20 protein-coding genes, 2 pseudogenes and 1 riboswitch are annotated in these 21136 nt (G+C 39.0%); of the genes and pseudogenes, 8 read left to right on the top strand and 14 right to left on the bottom strand.

All coding sequences use genetic code 11. The features are described from left to right. Positions 1-248: 248 nt before the first annotated feature. The gene (locus tag BK049_RS08790; protein WP_071168316.1) at positions 249-1427 is read left to right on the top strand and encodes a Rap family tetratricopeptide repeat protein; all 1179 of its coding nucleotides are present in this window, start codon (positions 249-251) and stop codon (positions 1425-1427) included. Positions 1428-1648: 221 nt separating this feature from the next. Here the strand turns inward: BK049_RS08790 and BK049_RS08785 are convergent, their stop codons facing one another. The 3 genes from BK049_RS08785 to BK049_RS19765 form a co-directional block, all read right to left on the bottom strand. Further along, entirely contained in the window at positions 1649-2602 is a 954-nt protein-coding gene (locus BK049_RS08785) for a hypothetical protein (RefSeq protein ID WP_071168315.1), read from the bottom strand. 120 nt (positions 2603-2722) lie between these two features. Then, a complete protein-coding gene (locus BK049_RS19770) occupies positions 2723-2983 on the bottom strand; it encodes a hypothetical protein (RefSeq protein ID WP_242059674.1) in 261 nt (86 codons plus the stop codon). 41 nt (positions 2984-3024) lie between these two features. Further along, positions 3025-3348, bottom strand: coding sequence for a hypothetical protein (locus BK049_RS19765; protein WP_242059673.1), 324 nt, complete (start codon positions 3346-3348; stop codon positions 3025-3027). 411 nt (positions 3349-3759) lie between these two features. Here BK049_RS19765 and BK049_RS08775 point away from each other — a divergent pair, with 411 nt between their 5' ends. Both BK049_RS08775 and BK049_RS08770 read left to right on the top strand, forming a co-directional pair. Beyond that, positions 3760-4311, top strand: a complete 552-nt coding sequence (locus tag BK049_RS08775; protein ID WP_071168314.1) for a PadR family transcriptional regulator — start codon at positions 3760-3762, stop codon at positions 4309-4311. A gap of 4 nt (positions 4312-4315) precedes the next feature. Then, a complete protein-coding gene (locus tag BK049_RS08770) occupies positions 4316-4798 on the top strand; it encodes a DUF4188 domain-containing protein (protein ID WP_008359940.1) in 483 nt (160 codons plus the stop codon). An 11-nt stretch (positions 4799-4809) separates the two neighbouring features. Here BK049_RS08770 and BK049_RS08765 read toward each other — a convergent pair whose 3' ends face one another. Continuing rightward, a complete protein-coding gene (locus tag BK049_RS08765) occupies positions 4810-5433 on the bottom strand; it encodes an NUDIX hydrolase (protein WP_071168313.1) in 624 nt (207 codons plus the stop codon). 169 nt (positions 5434-5602) lie between these two features. Between BK049_RS08765 and BK049_RS08760 the strand changes: the two genes are divergently transcribed. Together BK049_RS08760 and BK049_RS08755 are read left to right on the top strand one after the other, a co-directional pair. Then, positions 5603-5809: a helix-turn-helix transcriptional regulator gene (locus BK049_RS08760; RefSeq protein WP_008359943.1), complete on the top strand. Its 207-nt coding sequence runs from the start codon at positions 5603-5605 to the stop codon at positions 5807-5809. After that, positions 5806-6486 (top strand): DUF3169 family protein, encoded by a 681-nt coding sequence (locus BK049_RS08755; RefSeq protein ID WP_071168312.1) that lies wholly within the window; start codon positions 5806-5808, stop codon positions 6484-6486. The genes BK049_RS08760 and BK049_RS08755 overlap by 4 nt, the downstream gene beginning before the upstream one ends. Before the next feature lie 43 nt (positions 6487-6529). On the opposite strand, the gene BK049_RS08750 is transcribed toward BK049_RS08755, so the two are convergent. After that, on the bottom strand, positions 6530-7879 hold the full coding sequence (locus BK049_RS08750; RefSeq protein WP_071168311.1) for an amino acid permease: 1350 nt from the start codon (positions 7877-7879) through the stop codon (positions 6530-6532). A 162-nt stretch (positions 7880-8041) separates the two neighbouring features. After that, a riboswitch (glycine riboswitch) is annotated at positions 8042-8121 on the bottom strand. Between the two features lie 278 nt (positions 8122-8399). Here BK049_RS08750 and BK049_RS08745 point away from each other — a divergent pair. The 3 genes from BK049_RS08745 (at position 8400) to BK049_RS08735 (ending at position 12102) form a co-directional block, all read left to right on the top strand. Continuing rightward, positions 8400-9422 (top strand): LacI family DNA-binding transcriptional regulator, encoded by a 1023-nt coding sequence (locus BK049_RS08745; RefSeq protein ID WP_008359950.1) that lies wholly within the window; start codon positions 8400-8402, stop codon positions 9420-9422. Positions 9423-9999: 577 nt separating this feature from the next. Further along, entirely contained in the window at positions 10000-11181 is a 1182-nt protein-coding gene (locus BK049_RS08740) for an MFS transporter (protein WP_008359951.1), read from the top strand. A gap of 18 nt (positions 11182-11199) precedes the next feature. After that, entirely contained in the window at positions 11200-12102 is a 903-nt protein-coding gene (locus tag BK049_RS08735; protein ID WP_008359952.1) for a shikimate 5-dehydrogenase, read from the top strand. A gap of 47 nt (positions 12103-12149) precedes the next feature. Here BK049_RS08735 and BK049_RS08730 read toward each other — a convergent pair whose 3' ends face one another. The 9 genes and pseudogenes from BK049_RS08730 to BK049_RS08690 all read right to left on the bottom strand — a co-directional run bounded on the left by BK049_RS08730 (position 12150) and on the right by BK049_RS08690 (position 20903). After that, entirely contained in the window at positions 12150-13343 is a 1194-nt protein-coding gene (locus BK049_RS08730) for an MFS transporter (RefSeq protein WP_008359953.1), read from the bottom strand. 391 nt (positions 13344-13734) lie between these two features. Beyond that, complete coding sequence (locus BK049_RS08725) at positions 13735-14349, bottom strand: hypothetical protein (RefSeq protein ID WP_008359955.1); 615 nt, start codon at positions 14347-14349, stop codon at positions 13735-13737. A gap of 413 nt (positions 14350-14762) precedes the next feature. Beyond that, a complete protein-coding gene (locus BK049_RS08720; RefSeq protein WP_244887381.1) occupies positions 14763-15077 on the bottom strand; it encodes a YxiF family protein in 315 nt (104 codons plus the stop codon). A 288-nt stretch (positions 15078-15365) separates the two neighbouring features. Then, positions 15366-15785: a hypothetical protein gene (locus tag BK049_RS08715; RefSeq protein ID WP_071168310.1), complete on the bottom strand. Its 420-nt coding sequence runs from the start codon at positions 15783-15785 to the stop codon at positions 15366-15368. Between the two features lie 25 nt (positions 15786-15810). Beyond that, entirely contained in the window at positions 15811-16098 is a 288-nt protein-coding gene (locus BK049_RS19760) for an EndoU domain-containing protein (RefSeq protein ID WP_244887380.1), read from the bottom strand. 159 nt (positions 16099-16257) lie between these two features. Then, a pseudogene (locus BK049_RS08705) lies at positions 16258-17454 on the bottom strand (ribonuclease YeeF family protein); the annotation flags it as partial. A gap of 155 nt (positions 17455-17609) precedes the next feature. After that, a pseudogene (locus BK049_RS08700) lies at positions 17610-18023 on the bottom strand (TerD family protein); the annotation flags it as partial. A gap of 11 nt (positions 18024-18034) precedes the next feature. Next, positions 18035-18553, bottom strand: a complete 519-nt coding sequence (locus BK049_RS08695) for an Imm64 family immunity protein (RefSeq protein WP_425304336.1) — start codon at positions 18551-18553, stop codon at positions 18035-18037. Positions 18554-18716: 163 nt separating this feature from the next. Next, on the bottom strand, positions 18717-20903 hold the full coding sequence (locus tag BK049_RS08690; protein ID WP_071168308.1) for an Ig-like domain-containing protein: 2187 nt from the start codon (positions 20901-20903) through the stop codon (positions 18717-18719). Between the last annotated feature and the right edge of the window lie 233 nt (positions 20904-21136).

The following is a 21136-nucleotide window of genomic DNA, read 5'->3' as shown; positions in this document are numbered from 1 at the left end:
TACAGATGGTATTTTCGAACATAAACATAAAAACAATTGTAACTTCCACGTTTTTAGACTCTCAAAAAAAGATTTTAGTCATTTGTACAAACAATCAATCACCATTACAATATCGTATATCTCATGACATAAGGTCCTTTTTATTACCTCCTGTCAATCACCTCCCAGAAACGATTATATTTTACCAAAAATTGTGATATCGTTTTTTATTGAAACAGGCGAAAGGATGTTAAAGAGGTGAAATTTGAATGACGATCATTTCAGCTGAACAGGTGGGGAACCGTTTAAATGATTGGCGAATTGCCATTCGTAAGCATGATGTACACAATGCAAAGACAATCTACACAGAATTAAAGGGATTACTTCAAGAAATGGAAGAAAATCAGGAGGTCTTGACTTACTATTCATTACTGGAAGGCAAGTTTAAGCTCATGTTATATGAACGAAGGGGTAAAAAACTGAATGAACAGACAGAGCTAGAATGTCCTTCTAAAACAAACGACTTAATTGAATACTATTTTTACCTATACAAAGCCCTTTACGCTTCATATAACAGAGACTATGCATCAGCCATCGGACTATTTAAAATTGCCGAGAAAAAACTACAAAGCATTCCTGATGAAATAGAAGTAGCCGAATTCCATACGAAGGTTGCAAACCTATATATGCTGCTTCGACAAAGCCTGATTTCACTTCACTATATTCAGAATGCCATTGATATTTTCAAAGGTCATGATGGCTATGAAAGAAGACTGGCAGCAGCTTTTGTGATCGCCGCCACCAACTTCATGGATATTGGCGATTTCAAAAGAGCTGAGAACTACTACACAAAAGCATTACACATCTCAAATCGATTAAACGATCATTTTCTAACATCACAGCTTTATCATAATATCAGTATTCTATATGCCGAAGCTGGAGAATCAAAAAAATGTATTGATGCCCTAGAAAAGGCTCTTAGTGATGATGACTACCTTTCATCTTGTTATTTCCAACACTCCATGTTTATGTTACTAAAAGAGCTACTCTCCATCGATGAAAGGTCGCAAGCTCTCTATTATTTTGAATTGGTCAAACAAAAACAAGAAATGGAGAAAAACCCCATCTACACAGCAAAAATGAATTTTCTTTATCACCTATATTTCACTGAAGACATATCCCAAAAAGCTCAAACCTGTTTCGATGACATCAGCATTCTAAAAGAATTGAAGGATGTTGAAAGTGCCCGTGAATTGAGTGCATTAGCTGCCAAACACTTTGAAGATCTGGGTTCCATTCAACAGGCATATCTCTTTTTAAAGGACGCCTATCACATGGAACAAACCACACTCGAATGGAGGAATGATGATGAAAAAAATGAGTTTACTCATTTTCGCTTTAGCCATCGTTGTTGTCGGACAAACGGTGTCTTACAATTCGTTACATGATACAAATCCTGGTCCAGCAGAGCGACCTATCGGAACATAAACCGATACAACCCAAAAAACCACTTGCCTCATCACAAGGCAAGTGGTCCATATTTATTTTAGTTCTTGATAAGAAATGAGGCGGTGAATATGTACCGCAAGATACGTAAGTTCATCTTATCATTCATCAAAAATTCATAAAAAACCAGATAAGTTGATTCACTCATCTGCTTTAAGATCACCTATTTTTTCTTTTCTTCTGCCTTCTTTTTAAATGCTTTAGCTTGTTTTTTATATTCCTCTTTCGTGACAGCTTTTAACTCTACTGAATCGCCTGTCATTATATATGGTTTAGCGATTTTTTTATATTCCTTTCTCGTGAAAGCTTTTAACTCTACTTTACCGTCTGTCATTTTAACTGGCAGTTTTATTGATTTTGCATCTCGATCAGTCGAACCTATAATGACACCTTTTTCAATTATAGGATCATAGCTCATTTCGAAAAATTCTCCCCCATCAGTAAATCCGCCGACTTCTAATTTCATTTCTTTATAGGGCTTACAATCTTCTTCAGAAACAGTTGTTATTAGAAAAGAGCCGTTCCATCCAATCTCAATATGCATGCTTTTCACTTGTAGAAATAGTTGTTTGTCCTCTGCCGTATATAGGAAACCATAAACCTTCGACACTTTCTCCTTGAAGTGTCTCATATTATCATAAAATCTAGTTTCTGATGTATCGAATAAATATTCATATCGATCTTGAATCTTTTTGTGATACGAATCTAGCTTTTTTTGATTGATTGCTTTATATATAATGCTTTTCTTATCACCTTGTTTTTTCACAGAAAGGTCTTCCCCTGATATTTGGACTTCGTATATGATTGTTTCTTTGCCTTGTTTGACTCGCAATTCATAACCGTTTTCCTTTGAACTCCCGGATACGACATATTGTTTTCTATATATTTTGGGATCCCACCACACTTCTTCTACATACTTTTCGTTCAGATGCCCCGTTACTTTGCCTTTATTCTCAGATAATTCAAACCAGTTCATTCTATCCTTAGTTTTATATGCATAGGCATAGGCATGATTCAATGAATTTTTTTGTGCGATTGCTTGATATGCTGTCCAACCGCCTCCACCCAAGATGAGTACTGCCAGAATAGACACGACCCACATTTTCAATTTACTCATACGTACCTCCACTAATATATGATTTAAAAAACCTTCATCATCCATATTTATATATTCAACTAGATTCTTATCGCCCTGAAATGCAATTCACAAAATTGATCTGTTCCAACTCAACTCGATCTATTTTTGCATTTCTTTCGCCTGTTTTTTAAATGCTTCCGTTTGTTCTTGATATTCCTCTTTCGTAACCGCTTTAAATTCTATTGTCCCGCCTGCCATTTTAAAAGGAAATTTTGCGTCTCGGGCAGTTTCCCCTACAATAAACCCCTTTTCAATTGCAGGATAAGTACTCAAATCAAACATCATCCCATCTGAAATACCACCGGCTGTGTGTTTCGTTTCTTTATATGGTTCACCACCATCTACTGGGACCGTTCTCATCAGAAAAGAACCTGCCTATTCAGACTGCATATACATTCGTTTTACTTTTGGTATGAACCATCCTCCGCCGTATACAGATAACCATACGCGCCTGTTACTTTCTTAATGAAGTTTCTTACATAATCATGAAATCTATTTTCAGTGTCTTCCATGAGTTCATCATATTGAACGTGAATGTCCTTTTGAACAGCACGTAGTTGTTTTTGATTAACTGCTTTGGATGTGATGCTTTGCTTTTCACCTTGTTTTTTCACAGAAAGATTTTTTTCAGCAAGGTACACTTTAGCCTCTTTCCCTTGCTTCACTTGAATTTTCAATTGATTTCTCAGTTGCTTGATATTTGTTGATAAATATATTGGGATCATAATGCCTTTTCGGGTTTTCCTCTAAAATGGTCTCATTCAGATGACCTGTTACTTTTCCGTTTCTCTCCGTTACATTGAACCAGTTCACACGATCATTTGTCTTATACGCAAAGGCGTAGGGTTGATTCAATACACTCTTTTTTGCGATTGCTTGAAATGCTATCCAGCTGATTGCACCAATGATTAGTACCCCAGGATCGTCATGATCCAGATTTTCTATTTACTCATATGTCCCCCTGCAAAATATGATCGTTCAATCTATATGAATGATTCATCTCATTGATTAACAAAATTATTGATCTCTCCACCTCCTTTATAGAATTTCTTTTGTCTCATACATCTTGTATCTGTAGTAGCTATCGGTTATTATATATCTAAATGATATATCTTTTAGATAGGTGTGTTGATGTAATGAAAAAATACAATGATACGACGTATGCGATTTTAGGTATTTTAACGACAGATAGTAAGTCCGGGTACGAAGTGAAGCAATTAATTGATAAGAGCTTGCATCACTTTTGGAAAATTAGTTATGGGCAAATTTATCCTGCCTTAAAGTTAATTGTCAAAGACGGACTCGCAAAGGTTTCACCTGCTTCTACAACTGGCCGCTCAGATAAGCGTGAATATCATCTGACTGAAAAAGGATTGGACACTCTGAGGCAATGGCTGGCGCAGCCGCTCGATCAAGTACCATCAGAACGAAATGAAGTGTTATTGAAGCTATTCTTCGGCCAATATCTTTCGTTTAAGAAGAAAATAGCGCTTTTACAGGATTATGAGGGGCAGCTCCGTATCCGTTATGAGACATACGTTTCAATTGAACAAAACATTCAAGAGCTGTATCCAGATAAAGCTGATGCGAAGTATTGGCTGTTTACGTTAGATTATGGAAAGAAAGTGGCGCAAGCTGGCATTGATTGGTGCATGGAGACCTGTGAATCGATGAAGAAAGAAGGATGAACGAATGAAAAAAAACTTACGTGCTGGCCGGTTTACAACAGACAATTCTGAGCCGATTGTTGTGTTCATCATCGGAATGAGAATCAATAAACGCTGGGCTGTCCATCAATGGCTGCCAGTATTTATGGCGATGCCGGGGATGATCAAAGAACTCTATACCCATCAAGAAAAACTTGGTTTTCTCGGGACAGAAAATTACTTCGGTTTACGCACCGTCACCATGATCCAATATTGGAAGTCATCAGAGGACCTCCTTGCCTACGCCAAGATGGAGAAGCATTTGGCTGCTTGGAAAGGATTTAACCAAAGAGCACGAAATAATGATGCAGTTGGAATTTATCATGAAACGTATCAAATTCAAGCCGGCTCATATGAATCTATCTACGTGAACATGCCTTCATATGGATTGAGCCAAGCTAGAACCACCATCCCAATTGGAAAAGGGAAAGAAACCGCAAAAGAGCGTCTTTATACAAGAAATTCCTAGAGCTGAGTTCTCTAGGAATTTCTTTTTGCAACAGTCACAAAATGCTTTAATATACGGGCTGTTAATCCCCAAATGGTATAGCGCTCATAATCATAAAACCACTCCTCAATCAAGCGACTGCCCCAGCTGTATTTTTCACCATTCATGATTTTTTCATAAGGGAAGTCCTCGCCTGGTGTTGGCTGAACCGATACATGGTGTAAGTACGGCTCATATTGGCAGAGCCATGATAGAGGCACAGTAAAGGTCTCCTCCACTTCCTCTTGATTATAGGAATGTTTGACCTGTTGTTCATCAATGATCCCGACATATGGATACACCACGAAGGATGGAGAGGCAATATAAGGACTGAGCTGTCCAAGCATGTTGACTGACTCGGGCGGAATGCCTAGTTCTTCATAGGTTTCTCGCAGTGCAGCTTCTTGTGCGGTTTCGCCGCCGTCAAGTTTGCCTCCTGGAAAGCTAATATCGCCAGGCTGTTTTCTCATCGTCAATGATCGCACTTCAAATAAAACGTGCCATTCCCCGTTTACTTGCACCAAAGGGACAAGGACTGCTGCTTTGAACGCTGTCTCTTCTCCAATAAATAATGGCTGTGATTGATGTAAGTCATTTTTTAATTGATCAATGAACATGGGCATCACCTGTTTTCGTTTCTCTTTTCAATAGCGTATCATTGATTCCCTTTTGAATAAAGGCGATCTTTCTGACAATTATTTTTATCATTTTGACAACTATACTTGTCAAAATGAATATGATACTTTACAATTAGGAGAAGATTTTAATCAGAGCTGAGGTGACAGAATGAAAAATCGTCTAAAAGAGCTGCGGGCACGTGATGGTTTAAATCAGACTGAGCTTGCGAAACGGGCAAAGGTTTCCCGCCAGACCATTAGCTTAATGGAACGAGATGAATTGATGCCGTCTCTCTTACTTGCTATGAGGCTTTCTCGTATTTTTCAGGAACCCATTGAACGTATTTTTCTATTTGAGGAGGATGAACTCACATGAAAACCATATACAAAATGTTGTTAGGTGCTCTCCTTGGTTTTCTCGGTGCTTACTGTTTGCTGGCAGCCGAATTTGAGCTGACACTTCTGCAAGCTGCATTTGAAGCGACCCTTGTCATCACTGGATTGACTATCCTATTGATCATTTATTGTGTTTCAGGCATTTCACGTATGAAGAAAAGAGTATCACTTTCGGTATCTGGTGATGAGGAGGATGAACTGGAAGCAAAACAGTATCGAACTTTTACTGATGTAACGTTAGCTAATACGGTGAGTACCATTTTATCCATTATTGCCATTGGTATGGCCATCGTGACTGAGCAGCCACTCTGGCTTATTCTTATCAATGCCGCTTTGTTTATCATCACCATTATCAGTTCGTATGTTGCGCTCTCTGTTCTAAAACTCGTCTACCCTAATCGTCCTCTGCCAAGTCCATCCGATAAGGATTATGGCAAAAAGCTACTCGCCATTTCTGATGAAGGGGAAAAACATGTGATGCTGGATGGGCTATTTCACACCCATCAAATGATGAATATTTTATTGACCGGTGCCATGTTTATTTTGATTGTGTATTCTCTTGGAGCCAATCACTCTCAGCTCTTTTCGATCATCATCATTGGACTCGTTCTGATCATTTTGAATGCACATTATATGTTGAAAATTAGAAATCGGTAAATAGATCAAGCACAGCCACTGGAGAAGGCTGTGCTTTTTTCGTTCATGATGCTGATCGGCGTTTCTTTCGTGCATAAATCAACAATAGGAACCCGAACCATACTGGTGTCAATAACAGCGCTGGACGTGTTGCATCAGCGAAAAGCATGATGACAAGAATGGCAGCAAATAGCACAAGAACCGCTATATTCACAAAAGGTGTAAATGGCGCTTTAAAGGTAGACGCCTTATGCAGTTCAGGACGTGTCTTCTTATATTTCAAATGACATATTAAAATAATACTCCATACCCAAATGAAACAAATCGCACTGATCGTTGTCACAATTCCAAAAGCTTGTTCTGGAATCAGCTTGCTTAAAAGAGCCCCTACAGACACGACAATCGTTGAAACAAACAGTGCATTACTTGGGACAGCATGCTTATTCAAACGGCCAAAGGAAGCCGGTCCCTGCTTTTGGTGACTGAGATTATACAAAATTCGGCTCGTTGAGAACATACCGCTATTACAAGCGGAAGCCGCAGACGTCAGGACGACAAAATTAATGATCCCCGCTGCTACTGGTATACCAATGAGTCCAAAGGTTTTCACAAAAGGACTTTCTGATGCACCAAGCTCGGTCCATGGGTTGATACATAATAAAACAAAGATCGCACCCACATAGAAAAAGAGAATTCTTAATGGAATTTTATTAATCGCAGATGGGATATTTTTTTGAGGATTCGCCGTTTCTGCTGCGGATACACCGACAAGTTCCACTCCCACATACGCAAAAATCACCATTTGGAATGACAGTAAGAAGCCTGTGACACCATGTGGAAATAACCCGCCGTGTGACCAAAGATTTGTGACCGTCACAGGTCCAGCATCTGTTTGAAAACCAATGATTAACAGGACCATTCCAACACCAATTAACAGTAGAATCGTCATCACTTTAATCAGTGCAAACCAAAATTCCATTTCTCCAAAAAGCTTCACCGTTAGTAAATTAAACCCTAGTAAAATCAATAAACAAATAATGGCGGGAATCCACTGCGGAATGTCAAACCAATACTGCACATATACCCCGACCGCAATGACATCAGCCATCGCTGTCATTATCCAGCAAAACCAATACGTCCACCCTGTCACAAAGGAAGCCCATGGGCCAAGATAGTCCTCTGCAATATCCGTTAAGGATTGATAGCCCGTCTTCGATAAGAGCAATTCTCCAAGTGCCCTCATGACAAAAAAGATAGCCATTCCGACAATTAAATAGGCAAAAATGATCGACGGTCCTGCCAATTGAATCGCCTTTCCAGAGCCTAAAAACAGCCCTGTTCCGATGGTTCCGCCAATTGCAATCAACTGTACATGGCGGTTTGATAAATCTCGTTTTAACTCTTGCTGTGCCAATGTCAACGCCCTCCTACGACACGATCCTATACTGAAATAATGAACGCTCAAAAAGTCCATAAAAAAAGAGATTGGATGCGCTCCAATCTCATGGTCATAAAAGAATAGCAAAATAGAGAAAAGCAATACATGGCAACATCCATGCATCACAAATACAATATTTCGTACTCTTCTGTCCTTTTGCCTGAGATTGTGAACCCTTCGGCGCCGCACATACATGCGGTCTCTCCAGAAGCTGCTCCTGCCATAGTGTGACCCATAGCAATCATAGCTTTCGATATTTACTTAAAATGTTTCTATATCTGAATAATTTTATATTTTACGCCTCTAGAAGAAAGCTGTCAATGGTCATCTTTTTAAACTTTTATCCCCCCTATTTGACAATGCAATATGACATCACTTCATCAACACCCCCTGATTAAGGTATAATAAAACTAAGAATGTTCGGCTCGTTTGATGGAGAAATCCATCTTGATCATGAACCAAAGGTAGGCAATTCATTGAAGTTGGTGAAGATAAAATGAAAAAAATGAACAAGCAGCGTGTCACATTACAGGAAGTCGCCCGGCATGCCGGTGTATCGACTTCAACGGCCTCACTCGTTGTTCGCAACAACCCTAGAATCTCAGAAGCAACTCGAAAAAAAGTGCTGCAATCCATGGAAGATTTAGGGTACGTGTATGATCGCGTCGCCGCCAACATGCGGTCAAAAAGCTCAAATATTGTCGGTGTGATCGTTACAGATATTTCAAACACCTTTATTTCTGAATTTTTAATCGGCGTGCAAACCACACTTGAATCACTTGGCTATACCGTTTTGCTTGGGACAACCTTTGACAGTGTCGATAAACAGGAACGGCTCATTTCCACCATGGTAGAGCACCGAGTTGGCGGAATCATCTTAAATCCCGCTTCGAAAAGCTCTACACGGACGGTCAAACAGTTAAACAACATACGCACCCCAAAAGTACTGGCAAACCGTGAATTAGCGGATGTCCATTGTGATTATGTCGGCGCTGATTATGAACAAGGTACTTGGATGGCAGTACATCACCTGCTTCAAAAAGGACATCGACGCATTGCCTTCTTAGGCGGAATCAAGTCCTCATCGACTTGGATTGAACGAATGAAAGGTTTCCAAAGAGCCCATGACGAGGAATGCATAACGATTGATGAATCTCTTATTATCGATATCGAACCTACCCGTGAAGGCGGGAAAGAAGCACTTGCCCAAGTCATGGATCAGCCCAATCCGCCTACTGCTATTTTTTGTTTTAGCGACTTAGTCGCATTTGGGGTCATTCAAGAATTGTCAGCACGCGATATCAAGCCTGGTGAAGACATCGATGTTGTTGGATTTGATAATATTCCTGAAGCGGAGATGTATCACCCGCCGCTCACCACTGTCTCATCATTCCCGCGATCCATCGGGGTAAAAGCAGCGAATCTTTTATATCATAAAATGAACGGGCAGGATGAAGAGTTCCAGCGATTAATCTTAAAGCCACAACTTCATATTAGAGAAACATCTACATCCTCATGAATAGAAAAAGGGCTAAAATGAATGTTGATTTTAGCCCTTTTTTTCGTATCAGCAAGACCTGAAAACCTTTGAAGTCAAGGAAGGACGAGCATTGGTACACAGAACTGACACCAAATGTGAGGATTTGTCTATACGAAGAAAGGAGAATGGCTTCGCATTTCTTCTTTTTTTATTGACCAAGTCAACTATTTCTTTGTTACATTTTTCTTTTTTTAAATCACAAAGTCATAAACTTGACACATTTTAAACGCAGGAGTATATTTATCTCGTTGCTTCTTTTAGTATATCGTTATACTTATTTGGACATATCATTATTTTTTAGTAACGACGGTTGAAAATGAAGTTTTTTGATTCTGATCAAGTCATGAAATGCCATTTTATTATCATAACTGTTATCATTTTTTATATTCTAGTAGAACGATGTACTTATTTGAAAAACAGATGAATATTCATTATTTTTTCATTAATCACACAAGGGGTGTTGTGATGGCCTTAATATTATTTACTTTTAAGGAAATAACAAAGGATAACAAAGAAAATTTGACCCTCAAAGGGTTTCAAATATAGGAGTGGGAACATGAAAAATCCATATATTAAATCATCACTTGGCATGTATTTAAACTATTTCATGCTAGGCATGATCAACATTATTGTCGCATCAAACATGGAAAGCTTATCTGAACGCTACCATGTGGATATTCCGAAAATCAGCTTGCTTGTATCGGCAATCGGAATTGGGAAACTGCTTGCTCTCTTTTTCTCTGGCCGGCTGGCAGACAGCTGGGGACGTAAACCCGTCATTATTACAGGAAACTTTCTATACTTATTATTCTTAATTGGGATTCCAACGACTACCAATTATACATTAGCTTTTATCTTTGCGATTTCCGCAGGGATTGCAAACTCATTGCTTGATTCAGGGACATATCCTGCTCTGACAGAATCATTTCCTAAAAAAGCAAGTTCAGCTTCTGTATTAGTAAAAGCATCCGTTTCAATCGGTGCAACTGTTCTTCCATTTATCTTGGCATTCCTTGTTGCACATGATATCTTCTGGGGCTGGGCATTCTTTGGACTAGGACTTCTTTATTTACTGGTAGGGATTTACTTGCTCTTTATGCCGTTCCCAAATCACAAGCAAGCTGTTTCTCAAAATAACCTTCCAGTACAGGAGCAGATGAAGGCAGAACCTAAAATGTTTGGTGAAGGCTTAGCTGTTGTACTCATGGGTTTCACATCTACTGCATTGTTTGTGGTATGGCAGACGTGGCTTCCACAGCTCGGGTTAAAATTGATTGGGCTTGGCACTGGACAAGCAACACAGCTTCTTTCTTATTTTAGTATTGGTGCACTTGTGTCTGTTCTATTGCTTTCAATCGTACTAGATAAATATATTTCGCCGATTATGGTTGCCATTATTTATCCAATTGGGGCATTCCTTGCCATGCTTTCACTATTTCAAATCGAAACGTACGGTATTGTCATTGTGAGTACCTTTTTCTTAGGATTATTTACAGCAGGGATCTTCCAACTGTCTATGAGTATTATGATGAAATTATTCCCTACAAACAAAGCAACGGCTTCATCATACGTCAACATTGCGGCAAGCTCAGCGTTTATTCTTGTTCCGCTGATTACTAGCGGACTCGTCAGCACGTACGATATTAAAATGACTTTATTCTTCGATATGATCATTGCGGTCATTAGCGTATTGTTAGCAGTCTTTGTTCTAGGACGTATGAAAAAATTGTTTAGATAATTAAAGGAGATGTCAATTATGACAAACATACATGAACGTAATATTGATGGAAAAACAAAATTAGTCGGTCTTCTTGCGACACCAATCGGACACAGCCTGTCACCACGGATGCACAATCTTGGCTATACATTAACAGGGATCAACTATGCTTACCTAGCCTTTGAAGTAGGAAATGATGAGCTAGAAGCAGCTGTAAACGGAATGAAAGCGATGGGTGCAGCTGGATTTAACGTATCGATGCCTAACAAAATGAAAGTATTGGATTACTTAGATGAACTAGATGATTCTGCGAAATATACACGTGCAAGCAACACGGTTGTGAACAAAGATGGTAAGCTGGTTGGCTACAACACAGATGGTCTTGGTTACGTGAGAAACTTGATTGAACATGGCGTTGAACTAACTGGACAAAAGGTTACACTCGTTGGCTCAGGCGGCGCCGCAACACCGATTGCCATTCAGCTTGCACAATCAGGTATTCGTGAAATTAGTATTTTTGCTCGTAATGATCAATACTTTGTTCAAGCAGAGGAAAATGCAAATTACATCAACAACGAAATGAAATCATTTGGTGTCAAAGCTAACCTTTTCCCACTTGAAGACAAAGACGCTTTCCGTCGTGAAGTAGCTGAAAGTGCGATCTTAGCGAATGGAACAAGCCTTGGCATGAAACCATTAGATGAGCTCAGCATCATTGATGATACACTTGATGTACTGCGTAAAGACTTAATCGTGACAGATGTCGTTTACAACCCGCAAAAAACAAAGCTTCTTGCTCAAGCACAGGAAGCTGGCGCCAAAACGATTAACGGTCTTGGCATGATGCTATGGCAAGGTGCTCTTGCATACAAACTCTTTACTGGAGAAGATATGCCAGTTGAGCAAGTGAAACAGATTCTGTTTGAAAACGACCGTTTCTAAACGAAACATATAAAAAAGACGACCTCCTTCTTAGGAAGTCGTCTTTTTTATTCATGTATCATGATACGACGGTAGCGATACAGAATGTACATTGCCCCGATAATAGCGGCAACCGCCACAACAGCATCAAACATAAAGATCTGTAATATGGTCGAATGGCTTTCGATTAAACCAGTTACGACTGGGATGACGATGGCCGACACCCCGCCTGCTGTTGAGATAATCCCTGTCATCGTTCCTTTGTTCTTCCAGAAGAACTCAGCCATCACCGTTAACGTCAGCTGAAAGACACCCGCAGTTGAAAAGCCAAGTACAAATGCATTAACGGTCCCTATGACTGGAGACTTCACGACCAATAGCACACAGATGGAGACAAGTGTAATGATCGGATAGACAAGTAGCACAGTCACCGGACGAACAATGCGGCGCAAAAGAAATGTGAGCAATAACACAGACAGCAAACCACCCATGCTATAGTAACTAAGCAGCTTCACAGCACTGCCAGAAGCCATCCCCAATATTTCCTCACCGTACGTAGGCAGCCAAATTTGCGGCAAGGCGTAGAGACCATTTGACGTAAAACTGATCACAATGAGTGCGATCCCTTCCCTCCAAAACGTAGGCTCTGACGAGAAACGCGGCAGCTCCTCATGCTCCATCACCTGGACTTGCTCCACTTTGCGATGATTGGGAAATGGCAATGTCCACAGCATCAAAACATTCACAAGATAGATAAAAGCAGGAACAAAAAACGCAATCCCGTAAAACAAATCATGCTCCGCTAAAAAGAAAATAGCCAGTGGCAGGATGGTCGCCCCAATCGAAATAAAAGCCTTCACCATCACATTCGCAGATCCCGAGTTTTGCGGAAAAGCCTCCATTAACGCTGGGTACGTTCCTGCATCCATTGCCGAATTCGCCACCCCTGCCAAAATCGCAAACGCAAAGGCGATTTGATAATTTGGAGACAATGGGATTCCAATGAGGAACACCGCCATCAGCACACCTGAAACCAAAATCACCGGCTTTCGCCCAAAACGATCTGACAGCACACCTGAAAGACCATACGTGAGCACCCTGCCAATGCCAAGTGCGGATATCATATAACTAACCCCTGCACTATCGGTATTTAATTGTTTGATTAAAAACGGCATATTCGAAGCCAAAATAATATTGACCATACCTAATAAAAAATAATTGATATAAAGACTAGAAGCCGTTCTCAAATACGGATTCCTCATACTGACACACCCCTCAACACCATTGCAATGAAGTGACAAATAATGGCTACGCTTACAAGATCTCATGCGTGAGGAGGAACAGCTTCACAACCTTCACATGCAAACATCTCATCATCTCATGCAGCTCACAGCTTACATGCCCTTCATTTATCAAGCATTTCTTCAAATTTTCACTAGGTCTTATTTTATATGAATGTGAAAGGTAATGATAGTGAATTGCTTAAATTTGAGGGAAATGATTGATCCAGCGTATGTACCATTGATACAAAAAAGGAGTGGTCCTCTGCCACTCCCCTTTTATCTCTCAATTCTTTTCATCGTTTATTTTCAATCCATTTTGACACTGATTCTTCATTTCATTGAAAGCTTTTTAGGTGTTCGATAGGAAACCTTAATTTTCGATTTTCTCAATCTTGACGCTTGGAATCGTGATGTCACCATCTGTCGTGGATTCATATGTAATGACCCCATCAGAAGTCCCCATAAATGTAATCACGTCACCTTCTAAGACTCGCGATTTGACGAGATCGGCTGGATAATCACCATAAACAATATCATTGTAATAATCATCTACAGCTACTCTTATTTCTGTCGTGCCGTCGCCCTCCATTACTTGGACAACTTCACCTTTAAATTTCACCTTTTCACCTTTATATTTGTCTGGTGTTCTAGCCAATTGATCGTAAGTAATTCCAGTATCGTAACCCTTTTTCTCTTGTTCTTCCGCTTTTTTCTTCGCTAATTCTGCTTTCTTTTTCTCTTCTTCTTTTTTAGCTTTTGCTTCTTCTTCTTTTTTCTTTTCTAATTTCTCTAATTTCTCTTTTGCTTCAGCTTCTGCTAGCTTTGCATACGGAGCTAATTCATCTACTTTTTTCTGCAATGCTTCGTTTTCTTTCTTTAGCTTTTCACTTGCTTTTGACGGTGATGTACCAGACATTGCCGATCCAATAAACAGAGCAACGATGGCAACCACAATATACTTCCAACTTTTCTTTAAAAACTTCATTTCAAACTTCCTTCCTCAAAAAGATATAGTGTTTCATCACAAAATCAACTTCCTGAAACGCACATTTTTGGATGATAATATCTATATCGGACAGAGAAAGAAATTTTTAACAAAAAAATAGATCTTTATACTCAATATTCTCCCTTGAAAACAAAACGACTAATCTTTAGACTTACTTTTGATTTTAAGAACAAAGAGCATATTCATACAAAATTAACCCTGTGAGCAGCAATTGATCACATAACCCCAATTAAAATCTCCATATATCCTTTCACTTCGACTGATTAAACATTCCTGACAATTCTCACAGCCCCCAAGTACTTAACTCATAAACATATTCCGTACGCTCCATGCATAATCCGATTTGTGCTCAAGAAGTTTAGTTACATGATTAAACACTTCATCCACATTCATTAAAAGCGCTTCAATTTCATGCTCTCGGAAAAAAGCAATCTGCCTTGTTTAGGAGTCTCTTTCACCCTTTCGGCCATCTCTTTTAACACTTGTGTAGACTTTTCAATATGCTCTAGATAGTTGTCTCCATGTATTTGAATTTTATGTTCTCTCGATTGAAGAAATGTAAATACCTTCTGACAAAACAATTGATTTTCTTCAATCTCTAACAAAGGGGCTTCTGGAAGTGTCATATAGCTTAATTCGCTCATTAAGTGCTTACTTCTGCTTTTTCTTTTTAAGGTTTCCTTTTTTGTTTTTCGGTTTTTATTCATTACAAGATCACCTCCACAAGGCATATAAACACTTGCTCTCTAGTGAACTCAACCTGGGAATTTCTACTGTGTTTGTGGGGGAATGATGCTAGATAGGCAATCAATATAAATGGGGGTTTTTATAAAATAATTAATCATGACTCTTATATTGTTTAATATCTAGAATGAACGCTCCTACTTACTCTCTTTTTACAATGTATCATTTTTCATCCGTGTAAATGAAATAACCTTAATCAGTATTAAACCAATCAAGGTCTTATTTCATCATTAGACTTCATTAAAAACGAACTAATTTGAATGTGTTTTTGAAATGAAATCTTGAAGAACTATCTTTGCTGGTGGGTTCGCACTAGTAGCCAACATTTGATTGATCCGTTCTAAAATTTGAGGATGTTGCAGTACGATTTTTTTACCCTCTTCAATGGGATAACTTCTTAATGTATCAATACAAATCTCAAATAATTCCGTATCATTGGTATTCAGCAAATCCATTAAAATATTGAACTCATATTCATTGCACTCATTATCCAGACAGTACGCAATTTTCCGCTGCCACTCTATTGGTTTATTGAGCACCTGATTTGATAGTTCTTCCCAATCGTTCAAGCTAAAATCCGAGAGTATCTCACTAGCAATCAAACACCCATCGTCATACCACGAATCTACTGTTGTATCAGCAGATAAAAGATTATCTAATTCCTTAAACACGTTTAATACCTCCATTTAGTTCAAATTAAAATCCTGATGGACGTAAAGCATTTTCTGTACCTGTCGGATAGCCGCTAATTACATCTTTCCCGACTTTAATTACATCAATTTCTACACCATCAATACGTGCTCTATGCCAAGTTGCTCTATCTCTTAACCTTGATGAAATGGCTGCTGTATCGCCAACCTCGGTAATACTTCTGAGAATTCGCTCATCCTTCCACGAATCAGGAAAGAGCGTACTTTTTTTAATTTTGGATATATTTCCATCAGGAAACTGTTTTGTAAATAAAACATTTTTTTCCATCCGCATTTGTTGATAATACTTCAACTGCAAATTTTTCATTATCATTATTAATGTTGGACGAATGCCCACCTATTAACTGATTTTTCGGGACCTTACGTTGCCCTTCAAGAATTTTAGCCTCAATCTCTGGACGAATTACTGTTTTTTCAGTAGAATGTCGACCTTCACTTTTAATCCCCATCTTCCCATGAAACCCTTTCGCCCCAAATGGCAAAAGCATGCCAAGCGCCGCATTCATACTCGCTTCCTGCTGTTCTTTTGAGATCTTATTTCCAAACATGTCTCGGCCTGTAATCGCTTCGCTAAAGCCGTTGGTGGCGGTGAGGCCATACAAGCCTTTTTGAGATGTTTTTAAGGCATCAAAAGACTTCTGTGATGTCTTGTAAATGTCGACTGCTCTGACTGCGGCTGACGTAGCTTGAGTCGTTTTATAGACGGCTTTTCCGCCTTTGAAAATGCGTCCTGCCTAACCGACGACTGGGATATAACCCGCTGCTGCCATGCCGCCTGCAGCGACTCGCTGGCCTGCGGTGAGTTCTTCACCTGTGATCGGGTCAACGCCTGTTGCGGCACGTTTTGCATCGTTTACGCCGGTCAGCTCGTTGACGATATTTCCACCATAATCGAGTGCTTTTTCATACCAAGGACGGTTGGCAAGGGCTTCTTGTTCCTTTGCGATCTCACGAGCTTCTTGTTGTTCTTTTTTGATTTTGAGATATTCAGAAGTTTGCTTTTCAATATCGCTTTTTGCCTTGTAGATTTCACTATTTTGATACGCTTTCTTGTCACAATTCATAGGTGAAATGGCTTTTCCGTCATTTGTGGCATTCATCATTTCTGCGTATAATGCCATTGTAGCCTGCTGCTCCGTCTCTGACAAAGCATATTCATCTTTTAGATTTTGATCAAGCTCTATTAAATCTTTAACCGTTTTCTTCCGTTCATCTTCCGCATCTGCAATCTTTTCGTCAAAGGTTTTACTATCAAATACCTCCAGAGAAATGAGGTCATCAATATCTTGAAAAATCGTTTTGAGTGCCTTTTTTTGATCCTTCACGATGCTTTTGGCATTCTTGATTCCCATATGTACAGCGTTGTCTAAAAAGTGTTTTCTACAAAGGTGTCGCCGCCAAAATTTGTATCATCAAGTGTCCCAGAAACACCTTCATGAAAGGCTTTTTGTTTATCTATGAAGCTAATAAACATGTCCACATTTCCGGCGAGTTCTTTGTAGAAGCTTTTAATGTTATCAGCACCTTTTCCAGTGAAGTCGTCACCGAGGTTGGCAACACCTTGTAATGCCTTTTTTAAATCTATCATTTGTCCGCGGAGTTCCTGATAGTGTTTTGCCCTTGTATCCATGGCACTGGTTAGTGCTTTTGCATCTAAATGACATAAAAAATGGAATTAACCCTCTATCTAATTTACCCACTAATTCGGATAAACGAGTTTATCAATTGTAGGGATATAGAAAAAGCCAGACAGTTCATTATACTCTGTCTAGCCACATGTTCACGTTACTTATAGTCAATGATTGGTCCTTTATCCATCAAAACATCGATCTCATTTGCATATTTCATTTTTAATTTAGGTCTGCGCTCGGAATTTGGTTTGCTATAAAGCTCCAATGGACAGATGACCACACCATCATTCGTGTTTTGAAGAATACCTGGAACACAAGAATAAATTCGATCATTGTCATTTGCATGTTTCGCGTGAATCGTGACAGACGTTCCTTGATGATTATCGATACTCATAGACACTCTATATCTATAGAAAGAACCTGTTCCATTTGATTGAGCAGAGTAAACAACGGGTACCACCGCAAGGATATCATCATTTAACCTTAGTTTAATGACTTCTGTTTTCATTGATTCACGATCTCTACCGACATCTCCCATATGCTCAACAGCCCCGTTACCGTAACTTTCAGTAGGCTTTGCTACTGTTCTCTTTTAACCTTTAAATATTTCTTCCCTCTCTCTTGAGTAGTTAGCCCGTCAATGAGAGTATCACCATAAAAAACGACTAAATAATCCCCCTTACCTATAAGAACAACTGGAAAAGCTTGATGTTTTTGCAGACTCATTTCAACATCATCTGGATGAATCTCGACTTCCATTTCATGTCCAATGAATGCATACTCGAACGTAAGAGTATGATAAAGTTCTACAAGACACTGTACGATCTCCTGTTGAATACGAACTACATCATGTGAAACAACCTCTGTCCACTTTAAATATAGAACGAACCCCACAAAACCAGCTTCTTTTTGTATGTTCATGGTCGTATGTTTTAGACATGTTCCCGCCAATTCAAATTCTGTATAAAAACCTTCCAAGTAATTGTTTTTGATTTTATTCTCTTTTACATCATGTTCGATCCATGCTTCGCCATTAGCGTCCTGACTAAACTTTACTTTTGTTATTGACATTCCTTTTTTTGTTAAGTAGTCAGTCAGTTTGTGAAAAGTGGTTATTAAATGAATGTCATCATAGAATACCTATCCGATATTGATATATCCTCCTAAAGCTATGCTGACCCCCCCCCCCGCTTTCTTTTTGTTTTGTTCAAGCATACTACAAAAAAGCAGATTCTCTTTGAACCTGCCTTTTGATCTATCATTATTTTCTTTCAGCCTTAAACGTCTTTACCGTCTTACTACTCTCTGACATGCCTTTTCCTGTAACGGTGACGTAGATCTTTCCGCCCTTAGCGCCTAGTTGTTTGATGGTCACCTTCACAACCTTACCTTTAGAGACCGTTGACTGACCAATTAATTTTCCTGATTGGTTATAGATTTTAACAAGATCCTGTTTCGCTAATTGACTGACGGTGATCACGTCATTTTTCTTCTTGTTGTTGACGATGTTAATTTGGTTGCCTTTTAATGCAGAGGTTGGCTCACCTTTAAAAGAAACAGCTTGTTTTCCGCTTTCCAGCATCTTATCAGTGCTTCGTGTAACAAGTACTTTGCCGCTCTTAGCCCCAACTTGTTTGACGTACAATTTGATGGATGAACTTTTTGCCGGTTTTGATGTGACAAGTAATTTACCGTTTGTTGAGTAGACTTTGATGATGTCTTTTTTCTTGATCTTACTCACTGTAATGACGTCATTTTTATTTTTGAGATTATTGATTTTGATCTGGTTGACTTTTAGAGCGTCTGATTTTTCACCTTGATAGCGAATTGGTACTCGATTTCCCTCTTTTAGACCAGGCTCTTTCATGCTGATATAAAGCGTTCCACTTGTTTTACCCAATTGTTTCATGGAAATCGTCATGTTCGAGCTCGATGCAGTTTGCTGAGCAATCGCTGTTCCACCAGAAGCTTGTTTAAAGATTTTGATGACGGATTGTTTTTTGATTCCTTTTATCGTCACCGTATCGTTTTGACCTTTATTGTTCGTCACCTTCACTTGAGATGCTGCAAGCGAAGATGTGACGATTTTTTTGACGGTTATAGCAGGCAGGGAGACCTGTCTATTTCCACTTAGCAACGTGATCGTCACTTTAGATCCCTGTCTTAATTTCCCCGTTTTTAATTTGAAGTTTTTGCCTGGCGTAATGGCAAATGGTCCATATTTCTTTTTCGTGGAACTTGTGCTGAGCTTGGACATCGCTTTAATTGTGTTATTCGATGAATCAGATTGCACTTCTACAACAGCTTTATCCCCAAAAGTACTGGTACCATTAATGGTATCACTTGAGTCATCGATTTCTTCCACAAATACTTTCTGTACATCTTCTTGAGATTGATTTGCTTCAGTCGGGTTATCAGCCATGAACGACTTTACGGTCATTAAGTCGCCACCGATTAGCTTTGAAACAGGAACTTCATAAAACCCTTTAGCGTCTGTCTTACCTTCTCCAATGATTTGGCCCTCTCCATTTAGAATATGGACGATACTTTCTGGAGTTGCGGTTCCACTAATTGATGTTGATAGCTGGGTAAATGGGTTGATTGTTGGAGCCGTCGATTTGATACGAAAAAATCTTTCATTCAAAACATTGTCATATGCTGGTTCCATGACTTGTAATTTATTTTGGTCTAAGAGCTTTAGGGTATCTTTGTCTACACTAAATTCAAAATTTCCATCTCCATCTGCTGTCACCGATTGATTAATGACACCAGATTTCTCGTTTTTAAAGACGATCTTTGCATAAGGGATTCCCGTTTGGCCTTTCACTGATTTAGACCATTTTGTCGTAGGAATAAGTGAGATTTTATTAGGATTAACAATTTTTTTGTAAATGTCGATATTGCTTCCAGTCGTCATTTTCACTGTTAGGAATGTGCCTGCATTTAGGACAGGAAGCTTTAAATGAATGGCATCATTAAATGTTCCTGAGGCAATCACTTTACCATCTTTCATGACCTCTACTTTTGTGTTCTTCACAGTTTTCCCAGTTAGCTCCTGAGAAGTATCATATATCGGATCTAATGAGGTAAACGATTCCTTGAAAATATACACTTTGTTTGAAGAAAGCTTTGTCCCATTTTGGTCATACGTATCTAACTCCACCGTTTGGCCTGAACTAAAGTTCTGAGAAAACAACTTAAAGTTTCCGTTACTATCTGCTTTTGCGTAGTGCATATATCTAGATTTCCAGTTACTCGGAACACCCCAATCTACGAATGCAACGATTGCATTTGGCGCTGTTTTACCCGTCAGATAATTATCACCATATTGATAACGATCAACTGTTGTTATTGTTCCACCCTCTGCGGCACTCACATTTTCTTGTATATGAAAACTCAACATCATCATACAAAGAATAGAAGCTACTACTTTCAGGACTATTTTCATAAATATATCCTCTCATTTCCTATTAATGTGTTTATATACAAATATTATACATTTTAACCAATATAGTTACAAGGTTTAATGTTGAGCCTAAAGACTTATATAAAATCCATATTCATAGATATAGAGGATGATGTCGATCGATTTTTCATTTTGCATGAATAATACAAATTCATCACATCAAAAATATTCATTTTACGAATGCATCCTACACACTTATGATGAACACAACAACA

The organism is Bacillus xiamenensis, assembly GCF_001857925.1.
Classification (GTDB): Bacteria; Bacillota; Bacilli; order Bacillales; family Bacillaceae; genus Bacillus; species Bacillus xiamenensis.
This window is presented reverse-complemented; position numbering and strand designations above follow the sequence as displayed.

What these genes read in the sequence shown, in the direction of transcription:
- BK049_RS08760 (WP_008359943.1), top strand. Translation starts at nt 5,603, where the DNA reads ATGAAAAATCGTCTAAAAGAGCTGCGGGCACGTGATGGTTTAAATCAG.
- BK049_RS08765 (WP_071168313.1), bottom strand. Translation starts at nt 5,433, where the DNA reads ATGTTCATTGATCAATTAAAAAATGACTTACATCAATCACAGCCATTA.
- BK049_RS08745 (WP_008359950.1), top strand. Translation starts at nt 8,400, where the DNA reads ATGAAAAAAATGAACAAGCAGCGTGTCACATTACAGGAAGTCGCCCGG.
- BK049_RS08770 (WP_008359940.1), top strand. Translation starts at nt 4,316, where the DNA reads ATGAAAAAAAACTTACGTGCTGGCCGGTTTACAACAGACAATTCTGAG.
- BK049_RS19760 (WP_244887380.1), bottom strand. Translation starts at nt 16,098, where the DNA reads ATGCGGATGGAAAAAAATGTTTTATTTACAAAACAGTTTCCTGATGGA.
- BK049_RS08755 (WP_071168312.1), top strand. Translation starts at nt 5,806, where the DNA reads ATGAAAACCATATACAAAATGTTGTTAGGTGCTCTCCTTGGTTTTCTC.
- BK049_RS08790 (WP_071168316.1), top strand. Translation starts at nt 249, where the DNA reads ATGACGATCATTTCAGCTGAACAGGTGGGGAACCGTTTAAATGATTGG.
- BK049_RS08775 (WP_071168314.1), top strand. Translation starts at nt 3,760, where the DNA reads ATGAAAAAATACAATGATACGACGTATGCGATTTTAGGTATTTTAACG.
- BK049_RS08730 (WP_008359953.1), bottom strand. Translation starts at nt 13,343, where the DNA reads ATGAGGAATCCGTATTTGAGAACGGCTTCTAGTCTTTATATCAATTAT.
- BK049_RS08725 (WP_008359955.1), bottom strand. Translation starts at nt 14,349, where the DNA reads ATGAAGTTTTTAAAGAAAAGTTGGAAGTATATTGTGGTTGCCATCGTT.
- BK049_RS08740 (WP_008359951.1), top strand. Translation starts at nt 10,000, where the DNA reads ATGAAAAATCCATATATTAAATCATCACTTGGCATGTATTTAAACTAT.
- BK049_RS08720 (WP_244887381.1), bottom strand. Translation starts at nt 15,077, where the DNA reads ATGAATAAAAACCGAAAAACAAAAAAGGAAACCTTAAAAAGAAAAAGC.
- BK049_RS08785 (WP_071168315.1), bottom strand. Translation starts at nt 2,602, where the DNA reads ATGAGTAAATTGAAAATGTGGGTCGTGTCTATTCTGGCAGTACTCATC.
- BK049_RS08735 (WP_008359952.1), top strand. Translation starts at nt 11,200, where the DNA reads ATGACAAACATACATGAACGTAATATTGATGGAAAAACAAAATTAGTC.
- BK049_RS08690 (WP_071168308.1), bottom strand. Translation starts at nt 20,903, where the DNA reads ATGAAAATAGTCCTGAAAGTAGTAGCTTCTATTCTTTGTATGATGATG.
- BK049_RS19770 (WP_242059674.1), bottom strand. Translation starts at nt 2,983, where the DNA reads ATGAGAACGGTCCCAGTAGATGGTGGTGAACCATATAAAGAAACGAAA.
- BK049_RS19765 (WP_242059673.1), bottom strand. Translation starts at nt 3,348, where the DNA reads ATGATCCCAATATATTTATCAACAAATATCAAGCAACTGAGAAATCAA.